Below are 16,709 nucleotides of genomic sequence, written 5' to 3'. Positions count from 1 at the left end.
ACTTAGAATAAACATATGATTAAGATGAATCCTTATTTGAATTTCGCCGGCAATGCCGAAGAAGCCTTTAATTTTTACAAAGCCGTCTTTGGCGGAGAGTTCTCGATGATCCAGAGATTCAAAGAAACCCCAGACGCATCGAAATTTCCGAGCGAAGTACAGGACAAGCTGATGCATGTGGCCTTAAGAATCGGAGACAGCACCCTTATGGCAACAGACTCCTTGGAGTCGATGGGGCAGAAGCTGGCAGTCGGAAATAATTTTTCGCTTTCGCTCAGTGTCGGCAGCGACGCTGAGGCTGATCAGCTGCTCGCCAAACTGTCCCAGGGCGGGAAAATAGATATGCCTCTCGAAAAAGTATTCTGGGGCTCCTACTTCGGAATGCTGACTGACAAATTCGGCATCCAGTGGATGATCAGCCACGACCCCAATTATCCACGATAAATATTGAGTATATGAGCAGATTATTCATTGAAAAATCGGTTGAAATAGATGCTTCTGCTGGCAAGGTTTGGAAAGTGCTTACTATGCCGGAATATACGGACAAGTGGACGCCAGGATTTTCGAGCGACATCCGAGTCGAATCGGATTGGCAGCTGGGCAGCCCTGTCCTTTGGAAAAGCGCGACAGGGAAAGTGGAAGTCGAAGGCAATGTAACGAAAGTCATCCCGGAAAAGATACTACAATTCACGGTCTTCGATGTTGATATGGGCAGAATGCCGGTAACTGATGATGATGGGATATTGTTTGAGCTCTCTGAGCAAGAGAGCAAGACGACGCTTAAGCTCAGGCATGGCGACTTCGCCGTACTGGCCGAGGCGGAAAAGTATTACAGCATGACGCTCGAGTCTTGGGAGATAATCCTGCCGAAAATCAAGGAACTGGCCGAGGCGATGCCATAATTTCCAGCAAGAAAAACCCGCACAGATGACTGTACGGGTTTTTGAAAGTGCATTTCAAAAGAACAAGCGTTCTCCGGTGTCAGCTCTTAGCTGCCGTGCTTGCAAGGAGTTTTGAAGGTTTCCTGCCAGGCGAGGGAGAATCGAGTTGGCAGACAAGACGTTGGCCTCGGCTGGTGCCATTACGGTTTCAGTGTTATGTGCCGATGAGCGTTTGATAGCGCCTACGGCCAGGAGAACCTGGGTGGTGTGCTGGTCTTGAAAATCCAGCGAAGGCGCCATCATGTATCCAGCAAGGATTGGAGACAGCAGGCAAAATGATTGGTTGCCGGGATTGAAGACGATGGTGCCCCAGCTTTCTTGCCGGGACATTATCCTGGCATTCCATTCGTATGGCGCCACTTCGGAAATCGTTTCGACTATCATCCTTTCGATGAATGGTTGCGCCTCATCGTCGGAAAGAGGCCGGCCCATATACATGGTTTTGCCTTCCGGCAAGCCTTGGTTTTCCCAGAGGCAGCTCGTGCGGCAGCCGCCACCGCAGACCGGGAGAGCGGCGCAGTCAAGGCATTCTTGGGGCAAAAGCTTGTGTTCAGCCCAGCCATTGGCCTTGCTCCAGCTGTCATCGTAATTCTTCATCACATCGCCGCCATAGTCGTCGAGATAAGGCGCTTGGATGCAGGCGCGGAAGCGCCCGTCTGGCGAAACCACTCCGAATGATTTGCCGGCCATGCAGACCCGGGGCGACAGGGCGATCAGGTGCGATTGCCAGTCATTGGGGAAAAATTTGATTAGGACGCAGGGCGGTATAGGCAAGGTAGAGTCGATTTTCATGCCGATCGAAGCGATTTTCTTCACAACCTGGAAATACCGGCGGTAGTGTTCGGCCTGCAGGATGAATTGTTCATGCTCCGGGGCAGCCCAGGATGGCAGAAAAGGCGTAACGGTCATGGCGCTGAAGCCGCGATCGAGCAGCAGACGGGCGACGGCATCGAGACCGTGCAGATTTTGTGCCGTGGCCACGAAGTTGGGCATGACGCGGACGCCAGAGTCGGCGAGGTTGGCCATACCGGCGAGGGTTTCCGTAAAGGCACCCGCTTCGCCGACCATCGAGTCGTGCAGCTTGCCGACGCCATGCAGTGATATCAGGGCTGAGTTCAAGCCATGATCGGACAGGCGTTCGGCCCGCTCACGTGTGATTAATCGTCCATTGGTGTTGATGCTGGTGTAGCAGCCGGCCTGACGATAGATCTTCAAGACATTAATGAGATTGTCACCTGCCAGCAGCGGCTCGCCGCCAGTCGGGCAGGCAGCCATCACGCCCTTGGCAATCGAGATTCGGGCCACTTCAAGATTGCGTTCACTGTCTTCATTTCTGGGTGCGGCGATCGATTGCCAGCATCGTTCCGGGTTGTAGCAGAAGCGGCAATTGTTGTTGCACTTACTGGTCAGCTCATGCTGTTGGATGATCGGGGCTTTCGTGTTCATGACAGTCTCCTTTTTAATGAGGGCATGCATCTGCGGGCAGGAAGAGCGCGGGGTCGTTGACTTTGGCAGGGTCCAGCGAGACAGACGGCTCGAGAGTGTGTAGGTTGCGGTAATGGCGGCGCTGGCGGTCTACGAGAGACAGCAGGGCGCCGGTGTCTTGGCTTGGCTCGCGGATGTTGCCGAGCGCTAGACTGCCGGAAAAGATGCAAGGCGAGACCGCGCCATCGCGGTTGACGTAATAAGTCCTGGCGGGATGGTCAATGCAGCCGTTATCGAGCGAGCAGGAGCGGGAGATGGGAAAAGCGCTGTATTTCGGCTTGAGTTCCTCGGCAACGAATCGGTTTATCGATGACATTTGGGCAGGTGACAGGGCGAACTGGCGATTCCATATGGACGACCCGTTTCCGATCCGGAGCCAGCCGTTGAGTATCAGTCTTTTGGCGCCCAATTCTTGGTAAAAGCTGGCGATTCGGGGCAACTCTGTCATATTTCGCGCATTGACCGTGAATTTACACATTGTCGGGATGTTAGGGGTTAGCAGCCGCCAGGAGCGCAAGGCTTTGTCAAAGCTGCCTTCGCCCCTTACAGCGTCATGATGTTCGGCGTTCATGCCATCCATGCCGAGCTTGATGCAATCGATTTTCCCTCGCAGCCGCTCGACCAGGTTTTCGGAAAACGCTTGACCGTTGCTGACTAGCAGAGTGTACTTTCCGAGCCGGTTTTTGGCATAGTCACAGATTTCCGCGATCTCGGGATGGCACAGCGGTTCGCCGCCCATGAAAGAGAACGACCTGACGAAAGGCGAGAGTCGGTCCAGCGTAAGGATGATCTCATCGATAGGCAGGTGGTTCCTCCGGCTCCGGCCGCCTCCTTCATAGCAGTGGCGGCATTTGAGCTGGCAGACGCCGGTAATCCAGATGCTGGCTAGCGGCAAGGGCAAACACCCGCCATCTTCCCAATTCTTTTGCGATGAAGCTATCTCGGTTTTCATGTCTTTCTCCTTTTATTTATGTAATTGTAATGAGCGTTTGCCTTCATCTTAGAATATTTGGTATAATGTACAATGTGTCGTACAGTTACGACAACAAGCAATAAAGCCATTATATGTTAAAAGAGCATCTGAAATCTTTAGGTTTAGGGGACTATGAAGCGGCCATCTATGAGGTGCTGCTAACCGACTCTCCGGTCAGCGCTACGCATATCGCTAAAAAATGCCGCCTTTCGCGCAGCAGCGTCTATACATCATTGAATTCGCTGATCGGCAAGGGACTGGTGGGTACCTCTTACAAGAACGAGGTCAAGCAGTTCGTGGCTGAAGATCTTGAAGCATTAAAACAATTGATAAGGGGCGAAGAGCGCCAGCTTGCATTGAAAAAAACCGTACTGGAGGATGTTGAGTTGGCAGTCAAGGCCTTGAGCCACAGCGCCATAAGCGTTCCCGAGGTCGTCGTTTTTGAGGGACAGGATGGGTTGAAGAAGATATATATGTCCATGCTGCGCCAGGCTCAGCCGGAGGAAACCATGAAGATCATCAGGGACGAATTCGTCTGGCAAGAAGAGTGGGGCTTCGTCTTCGGCCGGGAGTGGCATGATCGGATCAAGAGAATGCGGCAAGAAAAGAACATCCGGACCAAACTGCTTATCAATGATTCGGTATTGGAAAAAAAGAAGCTGGCTTATTACAAATCGAGGCAAGGCCTGGAGATGAGACGGCTGCCCGCAAGCAGTTCCGTAAATAAGTTCGCTTTGTATATTCTGGGGGATATAGTCAGTATCCTTTCAATGGAAAATAACAATTTGGTCGGCATAAAGATAAGTAACCGGCATCTAGCGGATAATTATCGCCAGTTGTTCGACAATCTTTGGCGCAATGGCAAATGACCGACAAGAAAACCCTGACATGATGCGCGCTTTGCCAATTTTTAACTTAAGCCCTAGTATGTGGATATGGAGCTATTAACCGATGAACAACTGATAACAGCTTATAGAAATGGAGACGACCCCGCCCTGGAAGTCTTGGTGGCGCGGTATCTGCCGCTGGTTTATGGTTTCATTCTCCGTGCGATCGGCAATGCTTCTCAAGCAGAGGACCTGACCCAGGAAATTTTTTTGAAAGTCTGGCGAGGCATCAATAAATATGATTCGGATAAAAGTTTCAAGACTTGGATTTTCACAATCGCTAGACGGACCCTAATCGATTATTTCCGCAAAAAGAAAATCGCAACAGTCTCCGTGGTGGCTGGTGAAGACGGAAATGAAGATATTTTCGAATCAGTCGCCTCCGGCGAACTTTCGGCTTTGGAGAAATTGGAGAAACTTGAATTGGAAAAAGAGCTGGAGGAACAGCTGCTTAAGCTGCCGCCCGAAGACAGGGTGCTCCTGCTCCTGTATTACGGAGAGAAGATAACTTTTGCTGAGATTGCGGCGATGAATAAGGAACCATTGGATACGGTCAAAAGCCGGCATCGCCGGGCCCTGATAAAATTAAGGAAGCTCATGCTGAATGGTCAATGACGAATTGCACCATTTTTTATTTACTTACGTATATATCAATATGAACAATGATATGACACAATCGATTATTGAACACAAAATAGAAGAGGCCTTGGACTCCATGCCGATTCTGCAGCCGAACGAGAGGCTGTTCGGCGATGTAATGTTGGCTATTTATCGCAAGCAAGTGCTTTATTTCCGACTCAGGCTAGCCGCCGCTATCTCCATGGTGGCTGTTTTCGGGATCTCGGCTATTTTTTGGGGCAAAGCGGCTGTGCTGGAATTTGCCAGTTCCGAGGCCTGGGTGCTAGTAAAGATGCTATTTTCCGACTACAAGGCGGTCATTTCCAATTGGCAGATCTATTCGACCTATCTTGTAGAATCGTTACCAGTCGCTTCGGCCATCTGGCTGATGCTCGGTCTGTTCGTGTCATTATTAGCTTTGAAAATATTAATACAAGAGTTGGCTCATCGTCCGCATAGGCTGGCTCATTAAGATAAATATATGGAAATGGAAAAAGTCGTCAAATCTGATTATTTCAAATGGACCTTGGTGGCGATCGCTGCCTTGATTATCGTGCTGGGCGCTTTCCGCCTAGGGATGATCGTCGGTTTCAAAAAAGCTAATTTCGCCTACGGCTGGGAAAAGAATTATCCGAGCAATTTCGGCGGCCCGCGCCCTGGCATGATGATGGGCGATTTCGATCGTCGCGATCGCGACCGGGGTTTTGGCGGTTTTCAGCCGTTCAACGACGGGCGCTTCATGATGAACCCGCATGGTGCGGGCGGCAAGATCATCAAGATCGCTTCCAGCACCTTTGCCATCAAGGGAGCTGACAATATCGAGAAGACGGTCATTGTCGGCAAGGACACCTCGATCGTCGAGCGCCGCCAGAATCTCTCCATCACCGATCTTAAGACTGGCGACGAGGTTATGGTCATGGGCGATCCGAATGAGCAAGGCCAGATCAATGCCAAATTCATCCGCATCTTTAACAAGCAGTAAACGCCATCAAGATGACAGAAAAAATTATCACTTATCTTAAATCACATAAGAAGAAGCTTGTTCTCTCGATTTTGCTGTTGGGCGGCGGTTATTATTGGTATCAGTCCAGCCAGACTAAGAGCGTCCCTACTCAATACGTTTTAGGCAAAGCATTTCGCGGCGACTTGGTGGTTTCGATCACTGGTACCGGTCAGGTAGAGGCTTTGAGTCAGATCGATATCAAACCCAAGAGTACGGCCAATGTAGTGGCCGTCTTGGCTAAGGAAAAGCAGGCGGTAAAGGCTGGCGATGCCATAATGCAACTCGATAATAAAGAACTTAAAAATCAAGCCAGCCAGGCCAAGAATAGCGTCGATTCGGCTCGTGCGAGTTTGAATCTGAAAATTGCCGGACCGACCAGGGAAGATTTGGCTGTGTCGCAGAAGTCGGTCGATTCGGCCAAGCTCTCTTATGATTCGGCCAAGACTTCGTTCGAATACACCAAGCAGACGGCCGAGCAAGCGCTGAAAAAGGCCCAGCAGCAGTACGATAGCGCCAAGGTGCAGTATCAGAATTCACTGTCCGGCCAGCCGGTGACCGACAACAGCAATAGCCAGGCGCTGGAAAACGCTTATGATAATGCCAAGAATTCCGTCAGTTCGGCCATGCTAAGTTTGCGCTCTGCTCTGGTGTCGGCCGACAGCGTCTTGGGGATAGATCGCACCGCTACTTTTCCTGACAAGACCCTGCTTGGCGTCATGAATTCGCAGACCATGTCTGATTCGCAAACGTCTTATCTCGTGGCGAAGGAGTCTTTGGCTGCCTTGGATGCCCGGTACCAATCGGTTTCGATCAGCTGGAACAGGGCCCAAGAGGAAGAATTACTCGACATGACCATGGATACTTTACAGAAGATGAAGATCTTGGAACATAATGTCTATCAACTATTATTGAATACGATTACGGCTTCCAGCCTATCGCAAGCTACGCTGGATTCATACCGGCAAGCGGCATCTTCGCAAGAATCGAGCATGCTGTCCGCTTTGAACTCGACCCAATCATCCAAACAGTCGATTACCAATGCCAAGCTGAATTTCTCTTCATCCGACCTGTCTTCAAAAAATAGCGCCGCTAGTGCCAAGTCGGCCTGGGAATCGGCACAGTCGGCCTATGACCAGGCTCAGCTGGATAACAAAAAAACCCTAGATTCGGCCCAGACAGACTTGGCCTCAAAAAAGCTTTCTTACGAGAATTCCCAGGCGCAATATGCTTTGAAAGTCGCCAAGCCTCGGCCGGAAGACCTGGCTTCGCTTAGGGCGCAGTTGTCGCAGGCCGAAAATTCTTACTCTCTAGCACTGGAAAATCTGGCAGAGGCCAAGATCGTATCGCCGATCGACGGCGTAATCGCCAAGATAGCGCTCAAGGTCGGCGATGAGGCGGTTCCAGCCACCGCCGTCGCTACGGTCATTACCCAGTCACAGGTGGCGAGCATTACTTTGAATGAAGTCGATGCCGCCAGAGTCAAGACCGGGCAGAAAGCCATGCTGACTTTCAGCGCTATTGATGGTTTGTCCATCAGCGGTGTGGTCGGAAGTGTCGATACGATCGGTACGGTTTCCCAGGGGGTTGTCAGCTATGGCGTCAAAATAGTGTTCGATACCCAGGATGAGCGGGTCAAGCCAGGCATGAGCGTGAGCGCATCGGTAATCACCGACCGAAAATCTGGCGCCGTAATGGTCGCTAATTCCGCTATAAAATCTGACGGCAACAGTTCATATATCGAGATACTGTCTGGGGCAGACGCCACAGCAGCCGACACAGGTACTCCCATAACTTCGCCCAACTTACCAGAAAGGAAAACTGTCCAGATCGGATTAGCGAATGATACCGAAACCGAAATAACCCAAGGCCTTAACGACGGCGATGTAGTCATACTGAGTACCGTCAGTTCGGCAGCTAAGACGACGACCAGCCCCACTAATACGCGAGGAGGGTTCGGCGTATTCGGAGGAGGCTCGCGTAACTGAAAAGCATGATCGAATGCAAGAATATCAATAAGATATACAAGAATGGCGGAGGCGAAACCCATGTCCTGAAGAACGTCTCATTCAAGATAGAAAAGGGAGAATTCGTGGCCATAACCGGACCTTCCGGTTCGGGCAAATCGACCTTGATGCACATCATCGGGGCGCTTGATAGCCCGACCAGCGGCGAGTATTTTCTCGATGACCAGGACGTGTCCAAATTGACCGACGACCAGTTAGCTGACATCAGGGGGCACAAGATAGGCTTCGTTTTTCAGTCGTTCAACCTTTTGTCGCGCGCTACGGTACTTAGGAATGTGATGCTGCCTCTGGTCTATGCCGAAATCCCTCTTGCTGAACGCGAGTCGCGAGCTAAGGCCGCCTTGGCGGCTGCCGGACTCGATGAAGACCGCTGGCGTCATTTGTCCAATCAGCTTTCCGGCGGTCAGATGCAGCGCGTAGCGATCGCTCGGGCATTAGTTAATAGTCCTTCCATAATCTTGGCCGACGAGCCGACCGGCAATCTTGATACTAAGACCGGGCAGGTAGTGCTTGATACTTTTGAAAAATTGAACAAGGAAGAAGGACACACGATCATCCTGATTACCCATGAATACGACGTAGCCCAGCACGCTCATCGTATCATCGTACTGCGTGACGGCGAGATAGTTGAAGATAAACGAAATAAATAATATGCTGACATCAGATTTGTTCCAAGAGACATATACTGCAGTTACGGCGAATAAGGCTCGTTCCGGCTTGACCATGCTCGGCATCGTCATCGGAATCGGTTCGGTCATTGCCATGGTTTCGATCGGCCAGGGAGCGCAAAGCTCGATCGAGTCGAGCATCCAGTCGATCGGGTCTAATTTATTGTTGATTTCTCCAGGGGCGCCGCGGGGCGCTGGCGGAGGAGTAAATGCTGGCCGCGGCAGTGTCCAGACATTGACTCTGGATGATGCTGAGGCAATAAAAAGCGGCGTCGCTGCAATCAAGGCTGTGGCGCCTGATGTCTCCCGCCGCTACCAAGTAACGGCCAAAGGCAAGAATACGAACACGCAGATAGTCGGCACCACCCCGGCCTACCCTTCGGTCAGGAATGTCGAAGTCGCCGACGGCTCATTTTTCAATGAGGCCCAGGTAAAGAGCTTGGCTAAAGTGGCAGTCTTGGCCCCGACCACCAGAGATGACCTGTTCGGCGAAGGCGCCAGCGTCATCGGCCAGAAAGTCAGGATCAACCAGGTCGATTTCAAGATCATCGGCGTCACCAAGTCTAAAGGCGGTACCGGTTTCGGTAATCAGGATGATATGATTTTTGTGCCGATATCGGTGGCTCAGAACTACCTTTCGGGCAATAGTTTTGTCTCGACGATCAGCGTCCAATCTCCCGACGCCGATTCTTTGGCGACTATCCAGCAGCAGATCAGCGGTTTACTGCTGTCGCGACACAAGATTTCCAACCCGCAACAAGCCGATTTCCAGATACTCAATCAAGCTGACATCGTCGCTACGGCGTCTTCGGTCACCGGAACCTTTACAATATTGCTAGCAGCAATCGCCGGTATTTCTTTGATCGTCGGCGGTATCGGCATCATGAACATGATGTTGACGACCGTGACGGAACGTACTCGCGAGATCGGTTTGCGCAAGGCCATCGGCGCCAAGCGTGATGATATCAGTAATCAATTCTTGGCTGAATCGGTGATGCTGACGTTCATCGGCGGCCTGATCGGTGTCGGTATCGGCTGGCTGGCTTCCAGAGCGGTGACTAGCTTTGCCGGCATTAATACGACCATATCGATGTCGTCGGTATTGCTGGCCTTCGGCGTTTCTGCGGCGATCGGTATCATCTTCGGCTACTATCCGGCCCGCCGCGCCGCCAAGCTCAACCCGATCGAGGCTTTGAGGTATGAATAACAATTAATATATAAAGCAAAAGCATGAACAAAAACAATCTTTTTATCGCAGGCATTGCCGTGGTTATCCTGGTTGCCGCGTCATTCTTTGTCGGCATGAAATATGGCCAGGGAAAACCGGGGGCTAATGCTCGTCCGACGTCCATGAATTTTCAGGGGCGCCAGCCAGGCAACCCAAGCAATGCGGGTGCGCGCGCCCGAGCCATGAATGGCGGCGGGTTCATTAACGGAGAGGTCATCAAAAAGGATGATACCAGCGTGACTGTCAAACTGCCGGATGGCGGTTCTAAGATAATTTTCATCAACGCCAGCTCAAGCATCATGAAATCAACTGCCGGATCGGCGGCTGATTTGGAGCCTGGCAAGACTGTTTCAGTTAATGGAACCCCAAACTCTGACGGCAGTGTGACAGCGCAGATGATCCAATTGCGTGATCGGCCGCTCGGTGCTCCTGGTGATCGGAATCAGCCGGGAAGCGCCAGTTCGACCGGTCAAGCTAAATAGACAACAAAAAAACGGGCTAGCCCGTTTTTTTGTTGTCTATTTAGCTTATGGCGCTCCCCTCAATTTACTATTAGTGAAAAAATAATGAAAAAAAGCCGAGATTGCTCTCGGCTTTGCTTATTTGCGGGTGAAGCTCTTGATGTATTTGACTTCGTCAAATAGGAGTTCACGGCGGATGAGGATGGTTGGTTCGCGGAATTGACCGTAGTACTGGCTGATCGGGATCAGGGTCCTGGCGGTTACGCGGAAGCTCTCCAACAGATCGAATCGGCCTGCACGGACGTTGTGCCTTGTCGAGGAAAGCCTGTCGAAATACTCCTTGCCGGCGTTGATGTCGGCAACATAGACGTCTTCGTCATACTGTAAGTCGACGTAGAACAATCGGTCGGGGTAAGTCTGTTTGCTTTCGGGTTGGAAGCCGGGGATGTGGTAACGGTCGTTGTGCAAGGTGATGACCTTGGAACGGACGCCGCACCAGCGGAATTTTTGGTAGGCAATCGGCGGGATACTGCCGTCATTCCAGGCTTCTTCTTCGAGCAGGGGTTGGTCTTGCGGGCGCAAAGCGTAACAGCGGCAAGGGCGCAAATCCTTCGGGTCACGCTGACCGATCTGGAGCCTGACCATGTCGTCGAAATTGCCGAGAGTGAAGATGTCACCCTCGAAGCGTTTGATGAATCGATGCTGGCCTTCGTATTCTTCCGCTTGGTGGTTGAATGGCAGGCCTCTGGTTTGGGGTGAACAGCCGTGTTCCATTGGAGCCTCCTTTCTTCCAGTTTTTTATGGCAATGAACGCCTCTCAGCTTTTATCATAGCATAAGCAGAGAGGGAAAAAACAGCCCCGACATGATGTCGGGGCCAACTATCGGCACGGCCCTTTTCCAAACCCGGACTCAGGCTGTTTGGCAGCTTTTCAGAGACTCGCGCAGCTGTTCGAGAAAGTAATTGGCGACATAGCGAGGATTGGAGAGCGTAGAAGTGGGGTAGTCATCGTCAAACTGGTGGTTGGCAATCGGACGGTTGCGTCCGATGTGCTCAAGCGCCTCTAAGGCCGTTGCATAATTCTGATCAGCGATTTCGTCGAGCGACTGGCTAGACAGCTCTTGCGCCTTGGCAAAGTAGGGGATGAGGTAGGATTCTGTCTGTTCGAGCCTCGATTTGGCAGACTCCAGGCGAAAGAAAAGGTAAATCAGCTTCGGAAGCTCGATCAGTTTCGCTTTTTGGCTGCATTTGTCGAACTCGGCTTGCCAGAATCCGCGGCGGCCTCTCAGGTGGTTGCGTTCCTCGACGAGCTGCAGCAACTGGGTCTCGGCGATTTTTTTTTCCTCTTCAAGGAACTGGGTCAGGGGTTCGATTACGCGCTTTTCCATGGTGGTCTCTCCTTTCGGTATAGTATCCGTGTCGAATGGGTAAAAAGATCAAATTTCGTATATTTAATCATATTTTATGGTATTTGTCAATGTTGTAGCTTGACCTCATTAAGGCTACAATGAGCTTATAGTTATTTTTTATGGAAGAAGAAAGAGTTGTTGCCAGTCAGGAATTGAATGGCGACCATGTTCTTGACCTGACATTGCGTCCGCAGAGATTGGCGGAATATGTCGGTCAGAGCAAAATCAAAGAAAATCTGCGTATTTTTATTGAGGCGGCCCGCCGTCGTGACGAGACGATTGAGCACGTCCTGCTTTATGGCGCCCCAGGCTTGGGCAAGACCACGCTGGCCCATGTCATCGCCAACGAGTTGGGTGCCAATATCCGCGTTACTTCCGGTCCGGCAATCGAAAAGACCGGCGACTTGGCAGCCATCCTGACCAACCTGCAAGAAGGAGACATTCTATTTATTGATGAGATTCACCGCCTGAATCGCGGGGTCGAAGAGATATTATATCCAGCAATGGAGGATTACGCTTTGGATATCGTTATCGGCAAGGGCCCATCGGCCCGCACCCTGAGAATCGACTTGCCAAAGTTTACGATTATCGGTGCCACGACCAAGGCCAGCATGCTGACCGCCCCGCTCCGTGACCGCTTCGGCATGACTTACCATCTGAATTATTATGAGCAGGATGATATGGAGCAGATCATAGATCGCAGCGCCCGCATCCTGAGCGTCGAACTTGAGCGGAGCATGGCCAAAGAAATCGCTCAGCGTTCGCGCCGTACGCCGCGCGTGGCCAACCGTTTGCTCAAAAGAGTCCGTGATTACTGCCAAGTGGAGGGCGACGGCATCATTACCGGCGACCACTGCTTCAATGCTTTTTCGATGCTCGAAGTCGATGAGCATGGCCTTGATAGCGTCGATCGCAAAATCTTGGAATTGATAATCGATAAGTACGGCGGCGGCCCGGTCGGGCTCAATACTATTGCGGCTGCTACGGGTGAGGATGTTTCAACTATCGAAGAGGTTTATGAACCATATTTAATACAACTCGGTTTTCTTGACCGCAGTCCGCGCGGCCGCATGGTGACTGACCAGGGTTTCACGCATTTGGGTCGACAGAGGCGGGGACAAGATAAGCTAGTTTAATTTTATGACTTTCACCCTATCGATTTTTCTCTACGCTTATTATGCCTTCGTCGGCATCTGGCTGCTCTTCAGCCTGACGGCGCTCTATCACCTTCTGAAATTCGGCTTCAAGGGCGGAGTAACTTTTTTCACTGCCTGCGGTTATGTCGCCATTTCCGGAGTCATAATCCTGGCCACGCTCAGCTATCTTGAGCCGATCGACTGGGACACGTCGATCAGCGTTTTTGGTAACTTTATAACTTTCAAATAAGCTTATGCTTTCCGCCTACCGCATTCCCAACCAGCTGCCTGATGAAAAGGTCATAATGATCGTCAGAAAGGACCTGTTCATCATGTTCAAGCGTGTTGTAGCTTTTGCCCTGATGCTGGCCACCTTGATCGGTTTCGTCATTATCATGTTTACTCTGTATCCGACGGCCAATGAATCAGAGTTCTACCCAGCCATCGTTTTGGCGGCTAGCGCTTACCTTCTGTATATCTGGCTATTCTTCTTCTTTACCTTTATCGATTATTACCTCGACACCTGGATCATAACCGACGAGCGGATCATCAATATCGAGCAGGAAGGATTCTTCTCGCGCACCATCTCAGAGGAACGCCTGTTCCGCATCCAGGACGTTACTAGCGAAGTTAAGGGCGTTCTGCCGACGATGTTCGGCTATGGCGATGTCTATATCCAGACCGCCGGAGAAAAGAATCGTTTCAATTTCGAGCAAGTGCCTAATCCGGATGGCATCCGCGATGTCATCATCAGATTGGCCGAAGTCGACCGCGCCAAGCAGACGACTGAAACGAAAAAAGAAATGGTCGGAATCTTATGAAACTGGCATTATCTGACTTCGATTACGAATTGCCTAAGGAACTGATAGCGCAAGAGCCGCATCGTCCGCGAGACCGTTCGCGGCTTTTTGTTTTGCGGCGTCAGACGCAAGAATTCGAGCATCGGATCTTCTCCGACATTGCCGACTATCTTGATGCGGGAGATGTTTTGGTGCTCAACAATACCAAGGTTTTTCCGGCTAGGCTCAACGGCAAGAAGCGCCGCACCGGTGGTGCGGCGGAGGTTTTCCTGTTGCGGCAGCTCGCAGATGGCCGCTGGCTTTGTTTGGTGGGCGGCAAGGGCTGCGCTCCAGGACTGGAAATAGTATTCGCCGCTGGCCTGTCTTGCATCATCCGCGAAGACAATCAGGACGGGACCTGGGTGGCAGAGTTTAATCTGACCGGAGCTGGATTCGATAAGGCGATCAAGCGCATCGGCCAAGTGCCTTTACCGCCTTATATCAAGCGCCCCGAAGAAGCAAGGGCGGACAGGCAGTCATATCAGACGGTTTTTGCCGATGACCGGAAACAGGGCTCCGTGGCGGCCCCGACCGCTGGCCTGCATTTTACCGATCGCCTGCTTGAAAAGATTAAAACCAAGGGATTAAAGATCGAGTACGTGACTTTGCATGTCGGCCTCGGTACCTTTGCTCCGGTTAAATCCGAAGATATTTCGAAGCATAAGATGCATGCCGAGTGGTATGAAGTCGAGCCGGAAGCAGTCGATCGGATCAATGAGGCGAAAAGACAAGGTCGCAAAGTCATTGCAGTGGGCACAACAGCGGCCAGGACCCTTGAAACTGCCTGGAGCAACCCTGGACAGCTGTCAGGCTGGACCGACATTTTCATTTTTCCTGGCTATAGTTTCAAGGTCGTCGATGGGCTCATAACCAACTTCCACACCCCCAAATCGACCTTACTGATGCTGATCAGTGCCTTTGTGGAGAACGGCCTGCCTCAAGGCAGCTCCGGCCTCGAATTAGTCCGAGCGGCATATCAGGAGGCAATCGCCCAAAAGTATCGCTTTTTCAGTTATGGCGATGCCATGTTTATTGTCTAGTATTCGTTGTTATTTGACTAAAATTAGCATTAATGTTAAAATATTTTTGTTAAATCAAATAATTTAGCAATCATATATCAAGACAAATCAAAAAAATATCAGTCAATGCGCTGGTTTTTTTGTTGAAATCCTTAATCATTTTTAAGAACCTGCTGCTTTATTTCTATAAGAACGTTCTGGCGAGGCCTGGACGTTGGGTTTTGCGACTATTTTTTTACAAAGTTGCGGTGAAGATTTATCAGCGTTATTTCATCCTGATGCGCCGTCTGGGTTGGAACAATTCCCGCACCAGTTTGTTCAGTTTCCTTTTCGATCAGAAGCTGGTCCATGTAGTGGTCGGGCTGGTCACCATTAGCATCGTTTTTGTTAATCTGACCAGCGACACCAAAGCCCAGGATATTCAGGACCCTAGCGGCAAGACCATACTCTCGACTTTGATTTCGAGCGAGTTCGGCACGGCAGAGGAAGATCAGCTGATCGTCGAGACCTTCGATCGCGAGAAAACCATTACGCCGACTCAGCAGAAGTATCTTGATAATCTCTCCAGCGTCAAAAGCGAACCGATTGCCGACTTGTCTGAACCGGAGGGGTCGCTTGATGCTCCTCTCGACATCAATGACGTGGATGACGGTGACAGTCTGAACAACGACCTGGTCTTTACTAATCCGGTCAAAAAGGATCGTAGCGAAATAGTCAGCTATACGGTCGAACAGGGCGACACCATCAGTACTATCGCCAAAAAATTCGACATCGGCGTCAACACCATCCTGTGGCAGAACAACCTCAATGCCTATAGCGTCATCCGTCCAGGCGATGTGCTGTCGATCTTGCCGGTTTCCGGAGTCGTCCACGCGGTGGTCAGCGGTGAAACGGTCAAAGCTATCGCCAGCAAATATGATATTCCGGAGTCGACCATCGCCGACTTCAACAAGCTGTCAGCCTCAGGTTTTCTGACTATCGGCCAAAAGCTGATAATTCCAGGCGGACGCAAAGAAAGCTATATCCAGGAAAAACCGAAGTCATATTCCGGCTTGGCTTTGTTGAAAAATCTGGTAACCCCCAAAAAGGACAACAAGCAGCCATCCAACATCAAAGTCGATGCTTCTGATGACAAGAACGTTCCGGATGACGCCAAGCCAACCAAGGGCAACAAGATGGCCTGGCCGACTTCGGGCTACCGCATCACCCAATATTATTCTTGGAAACATTTCGCCATCGACGTGGCTGATAAGGTCGGAACGCCGATTTATGCAGCGGACGCCGGCGTTATCGAGTCGGCGGGTTGGGGCCGCGGTTATGGCAACAATATCGTCATCAATCATGGCGGCGGCAAGAAGACCCGCTACGCCCATCTGTCCAAATTCTATGTGAAGGCCGGCGGACAGGTCGACAAAGGACAGACAATCGCGGCCATGGGCAACACCGGCTGGTCAACCGGCCCGCATCTGCATTTCGAAATCATCATCAACGGAACAAAATACAACCCGCTCAACTACGTGCGGTAATAAATAAATAAAAAGATCCTTATGCGCATCGTTCTCGGATTGATCATCTTGATCGCCGGTGCCGGCATGGTAATGAAGACCGAATTCCTGGTCAACAATTTCGGCCGCATCCCCTTTTTCGACAAGTATTTGGGAAGCGAAGGAGGTACCCGTTTGGGGTACAAGATCATCGGCCTGCTGACGGCTTTTATCGGCATCCTGATGGTAACCAACCTTTATAATGATTTCATGATGTGGGTGCTGTCACCCCTGATCAATGCCGGTCCTCAGCCGACCCCGGCCGATGTGCCGATCGAGTAGTTGACACCCTTAGAGTTTGCTGTTATATTTAGATTTATTCGCCGATAATAACAAGACTCATGCAAATGAGTTTTTGTTATGAACATCAGCGAATCCTGGGCCCTTAGCTCAGCTGGCTAGAGCACCTGCTTTGCAAGCAGGGGGTCATCGGTTCGAATCCGATAGGGTCCACAAAACAAAACAGCCTCCAAA

Annotated in this window: 20 protein-coding genes and 1 tRNA gene; 17 read left to right on the top strand and 4 right to left on the bottom strand. The window is 51.0% G+C overall.

Annotated elements, in window-relative coordinates; all coding sequences use genetic code 11:
• Positions 1 to 15 precede the first annotated feature (15 nt).
• Together HGA34_05770 and HGA34_05765 are read left to right on the top strand one after the other, a co-directional pair.
• Entirely contained in the window at positions 16 to 444 is a 429-nt protein-coding gene (locus HGA34_05770) for a VOC family protein (protein NTW23011.1), read from the top strand.
• Positions 445 to 455: 11 nt separating this feature from the next.
• On the top strand, positions 456 to 902 hold the full coding sequence (locus HGA34_05765) for an SRPBCC domain-containing protein (GenBank protein ID NTW23010.1): 447 nt from the start codon (positions 456 to 458) through the stop codon (positions 900 to 902).
• 54 nt (positions 903 to 956) lie between these two features.
• Here the strand turns inward: HGA34_05765 and HGA34_05760 are convergent, their stop codons facing one another.
• The gene (locus HGA34_05760; protein NTW23009.1) at positions 957 to 2,387 is read right to left on the bottom strand and encodes a radical SAM protein; all 1,431 of its coding nucleotides are present in this window, start codon (positions 2,385 to 2,387) and stop codon (positions 957 to 959) included.
• A gap of 13 nt (positions 2,388 to 2,400) precedes the next feature.
• Complete coding sequence (locus HGA34_05755) at positions 2,401 to 3,378, bottom strand: radical SAM protein (GenBank protein NTW23008.1); 978 nt, start codon at positions 3,376 to 3,378, stop codon at positions 2,401 to 2,403.
• A gap of 113 nt (positions 3,379 to 3,491) precedes the next feature.
• Here HGA34_05755 and HGA34_05750 point away from each other — a divergent pair, with 113 nt between their 5' ends.
• The 8 genes from HGA34_05750 to HGA34_05715 all read left to right on the top strand — a co-directional run bounded on the left by HGA34_05750 (position 3,492) and on the right by HGA34_05715 (position 10,309).
• The gene (locus HGA34_05750; GenBank protein NTW23007.1) at positions 3,492 to 4,268 is read left to right on the top strand and encodes a hypothetical protein; all 777 of its coding nucleotides are present in this window, start codon (positions 3,492 to 3,494) and stop codon (positions 4,266 to 4,268) included.
• Positions 4,269 to 4,334: 66 nt separating this feature from the next.
• Positions 4,335 to 4,901 carry a sigma-70 family RNA polymerase sigma factor gene (locus HGA34_05745; GenBank protein NTW23006.1) on the top strand — a complete coding sequence of 189 codons (567 nt, stop codon included), beginning with the start codon at positions 4,335 to 4,337 and terminating at the stop codon, positions 4,899 to 4,901.
• 52 nt (positions 4,902 to 4,953) lie between these two features.
• The gene (locus tag HGA34_05740) at positions 4,954 to 5,376 is read left to right on the top strand and encodes a hypothetical protein (GenBank protein NTW23005.1); all 423 of its coding nucleotides are present in this window, start codon (positions 4,954 to 4,956) and stop codon (positions 5,374 to 5,376) included.
• A 9-nt stretch (positions 5,377 to 5,385) separates the two neighbouring features.
• Positions 5,386 to 5,886: a hypothetical protein gene (locus HGA34_05735; GenBank protein ID NTW23004.1), complete on the top strand. Its 501-nt coding sequence runs from the start codon at positions 5,386 to 5,388 to the stop codon at positions 5,884 to 5,886.
• An 11-nt stretch (positions 5,887 to 5,897) separates the two neighbouring features.
• Positions 5,898 to 7,892, top strand: coding sequence for a biotin/lipoyl-binding protein (locus HGA34_05730; GenBank protein ID NTW23003.1), 1,995 nt, complete (start codon positions 5,898 to 5,900; stop codon positions 7,890 to 7,892).
• Positions 7,889 to 8,581 carry an ABC transporter ATP-binding protein gene (locus HGA34_05725; GenBank protein NTW23002.1) on the top strand — a complete coding sequence of 231 codons (693 nt, stop codon included), beginning with the start codon at positions 7,889 to 7,891 and terminating at the stop codon, positions 8,579 to 8,581. Before HGA34_05730 ends, HGA34_05725 begins: the two co-directional genes overlap by 4 nt.
• A gap of 1 nt (position 8,582) precedes the next feature.
• Positions 8,583 to 9,806, top strand: a complete 1,224-nt coding sequence (locus HGA34_05720; GenBank protein NTW23001.1) for an FtsX-like permease family protein — start codon at positions 8,583 to 8,585, stop codon at positions 9,804 to 9,806.
• 23 nt (positions 9,807 to 9,829) lie between these two features.
• The gene (locus HGA34_05715) at positions 9,830 to 10,309 is read left to right on the top strand and encodes a hypothetical protein (protein ID NTW23000.1); all 480 of its coding nucleotides are present in this window, start codon (positions 9,830 to 9,832) and stop codon (positions 10,307 to 10,309) included.
• Between the two features lie 117 nt (positions 10,310 to 10,426).
• On the opposite strand, the gene HGA34_05710 is transcribed toward HGA34_05715, so the two are convergent.
• Both HGA34_05710 and HGA34_05705 read right to left on the bottom strand, forming a co-directional pair.
• A complete protein-coding gene (locus HGA34_05710; GenBank protein NTW22999.1) occupies positions 10,427 to 11,062 on the bottom strand; it encodes a hypothetical protein in 636 nt (211 codons plus the stop codon).
• A gap of 137 nt (positions 11,063 to 11,199) precedes the next feature.
• Positions 11,200 to 11,676 (bottom strand): hypothetical protein, encoded by a 477-nt coding sequence (locus HGA34_05705; GenBank protein ID NTW22998.1) that lies wholly within the window; start codon positions 11,674 to 11,676, stop codon positions 11,200 to 11,202.
• A gap of 140 nt (positions 11,677 to 11,816) precedes the next feature.
• Here HGA34_05705 and ruvB point away from each other — a divergent pair, with 140 nt between their 5' ends.
• From ruvB to HGA34_05670, 7 genes are all read left to right on the top strand, one after another.
• Complete coding sequence (ruvB, locus tag HGA34_05700) at positions 11,817 to 12,833, top strand: Holliday junction branch migration DNA helicase RuvB (GenBank protein ID NTW22997.1); 1,017 nt, start codon at positions 11,817 to 11,819, stop codon at positions 12,831 to 12,833.
• Between the two features lie 4 nt (positions 12,834 to 12,837).
• Positions 12,838 to 13,083, top strand: coding sequence for a hypothetical protein (locus HGA34_05695; protein ID NTW22996.1), 246 nt, complete (start codon positions 12,838 to 12,840; stop codon positions 13,081 to 13,083).
• 4 nt (positions 13,084 to 13,087) lie between these two features.
• Positions 13,088 to 13,654, top strand: a complete 567-nt coding sequence (locus HGA34_05690; protein ID NTW22995.1) for a PH domain-containing protein — start codon at positions 13,088 to 13,090, stop codon at positions 13,652 to 13,654.
• Positions 13,655 to 13,656: 2 nt separating this feature from the next.
• On the top strand, positions 13,657 to 14,712 hold the full coding sequence (gene queA / locus HGA34_05685) for a tRNA preQ1(34) S-adenosylmethionine ribosyltransferase-isomerase QueA (protein ID NTW22994.1): 1,056 nt from the start codon (positions 13,657 to 13,659) through the stop codon (positions 14,710 to 14,712).
• Positions 14,713 to 14,831: 119 nt separating this feature from the next.
• On the top strand, positions 14,832 to 16,217 hold the full coding sequence (locus HGA34_05680) for a peptidoglycan DD-metalloendopeptidase family protein (GenBank protein ID NTW22993.1): 1,386 nt from the start codon (positions 14,832 to 14,834) through the stop codon (positions 16,215 to 16,217).
• A gap of 21 nt (positions 16,218 to 16,238) precedes the next feature.
• The gene (locus HGA34_05675) at positions 16,239 to 16,517 is read left to right on the top strand and encodes a hypothetical protein (GenBank protein ID NTW22992.1); all 279 of its coding nucleotides are present in this window, start codon (positions 16,239 to 16,241) and stop codon (positions 16,515 to 16,517) included.
• 97 nt (positions 16,518 to 16,614) lie between these two features.
• Positions 16,615 to 16,688, top strand: a tRNA-Ala gene (locus HGA34_05670).
• Positions 16,689 to 16,709 lie beyond the last annotated feature (21 nt).

This window comes from Candidatus Falkowbacteria bacterium, assembly GCA_013336275.1.
In the GTDB taxonomy this organism is placed as follows: domain Bacteria; phylum Patescibacteriota; class Patescibacteriia; order Patescibacteriales; family GWE2-39-37; genus JAAXUA01.
Note: the sequence above shows the minus strand (reverse complement) of the source record. Positions and strands in the feature narration are given on the sequence as shown.

Bases quoted from the DNA above. Each gene is read 5' to 3' on its own strand.
- HGA34_05770 (NTW23011.1), top strand. From the start codon at position 16: ATGATTAAGATGAATCCTTATTTGAATTTCGCCGGCAATGCCGAAGAA.
- HGA34_05765 (NTW23010.1), top strand. From the start codon at position 456: ATGAGCAGATTATTCATTGAAAAATCGGTTGAAATAGATGCTTCTGCT.
- HGA34_05760 (NTW23009.1), bottom strand. From the start codon at position 2,387: ATGAACACGAAAGCCCCGATCATCCAACAGCATGAGCTGACCAGTAAG.
- HGA34_05755 (NTW23008.1), bottom strand. From the start codon at position 3,378: ATGAAAACCGAGATAGCTTCATCGCAAAAGAATTGGGAAGATGGCGGG.
- HGA34_05750 (NTW23007.1), top strand. From the start codon at position 3,492: ATGTTAAAAGAGCATCTGAAATCTTTAGGTTTAGGGGACTATGAAGCG.
- HGA34_05745 (NTW23006.1), top strand. From the start codon at position 4,335: ATGGAGCTATTAACCGATGAACAACTGATAACAGCTTATAGAAATGGA.
- HGA34_05740 (NTW23005.1), top strand. From the start codon at position 4,954: ATGACACAATCGATTATTGAACACAAAATAGAAGAGGCCTTGGACTCC.
- HGA34_05735 (NTW23004.1), top strand. From the start codon at position 5,386: ATGGAAATGGAAAAAGTCGTCAAATCTGATTATTTCAAATGGACCTTG.
- HGA34_05730 (NTW23003.1), top strand. From the start codon at position 5,898: ATGACAGAAAAAATTATCACTTATCTTAAATCACATAAGAAGAAGCTT.
- HGA34_05720 (NTW23001.1), top strand. From the start codon at position 8,583: ATGCTGACATCAGATTTGTTCCAAGAGACATATACTGCAGTTACGGCG.
- HGA34_05715 (NTW23000.1), top strand. From the start codon at position 9,830: ATGAACAAAAACAATCTTTTTATCGCAGGCATTGCCGTGGTTATCCTG.
- HGA34_05710 (NTW22999.1), bottom strand. From the start codon at position 11,062: ATGGAACACGGCTGTTCACCCCAAACCAGAGGCCTGCCATTCAACCAC.
- HGA34_05705 (NTW22998.1), bottom strand. From the start codon at position 11,676: ATGGAAAAGCGCGTAATCGAACCCCTGACCCAGTTCCTTGAAGAGGAA.
- ruvB (NTW22997.1), top strand. From the start codon at position 11,817: ATGGAAGAAGAAAGAGTTGTTGCCAGTCAGGAATTGAATGGCGACCAT.
- HGA34_05695 (NTW22996.1), top strand. From the start codon at position 12,838: ATGACTTTCACCCTATCGATTTTTCTCTACGCTTATTATGCCTTCGTC.
- HGA34_05690 (NTW22995.1), top strand. From the start codon at position 13,088: ATGCTTTCCGCCTACCGCATTCCCAACCAGCTGCCTGATGAAAAGGTC.
- HGA34_05675 (NTW22992.1), top strand. From the start codon at position 16,239: ATGCGCATCGTTCTCGGATTGATCATCTTGATCGCCGGTGCCGGCATG.